Below are 774 nucleotides of genomic sequence, written 5' to 3'. Positions count from 1 at the left end.
GTTTGTAATGTATTAAAGATAACAGTAAGAGGGATTCCTAAATCCTTTGCTTTTTGACGGTTAATATCGACATACATCTGTGGTACATTTGCTCTGAAATTACTGAACGCGGAGGCTATTTCAGGTAATGTATTTAATTTTAGAATAAATGCGCCCATCACCTGGGATAGATTCTCAGGGCTTCGGCCTTGTGTATCTTGCAATACAAAGGAAAGGCCGCTTGTTGCACCTAAACCTGGGATTGCAGGTAACCCGAAAGCGATCACTTTAGCACTCGGTAGTGCGTTAAATTTAGCTTGTATTCGCCTGATTATCTCATTTTGATGCATGCTTGCATCTGGGCGATTATCCCAGTTATCCAAAGTAACAATTAACAAACCTCCATTTGAGGCAATTGCTCCAGTCATCACACTAAAACCGCTAATATGAATAACATTTTCAATGCCGGGTTCGTTATGTGCAATGGTAACTAGTTCATCGATTACTTGTTCAGTTCTATTGAGTGACGCGCCATCTGGTAACTGAATATCAACGAGAAATGATTTCTTATCCTCTTGAGGAATAAAGCCAGAAGGGGTGTTTTTAGCTAACAGGGTTAATGCAACCAATAAACCAGCAAAAACAATGCCTACAATCACCAAGCGACGTACTAATTGACTTACTAGCCAAGTATATTTTTCTGTGAGAGTATTAAAGTACTTATTAAAGAGAAAATGAAAACCTTTTTCATGCTCTTTAGGGGCACGTAATAAGCTAGCTGCTAAAGCAGGGCTA

At 39.1% G+C, this 774-nt stretch carries 1 protein-coding gene; it reads right to left on the bottom strand.

Annotated elements, in window-relative coordinates; all coding sequences use genetic code 11:
• The coding region (locus AC4GME_RS18870; protein ID WP_490380051.1) for an efflux RND transporter permease subunit at nt 1–774 on the bottom strand (774 nt) is incomplete at both ends.

Source organism: Psychromonas sp. (assembly GCF_983033635.1).
The sequence above is the reverse complement of the archived record's forward strand: the minus strand, read 5'-3'. Positions and strand labels throughout refer to the sequence as shown.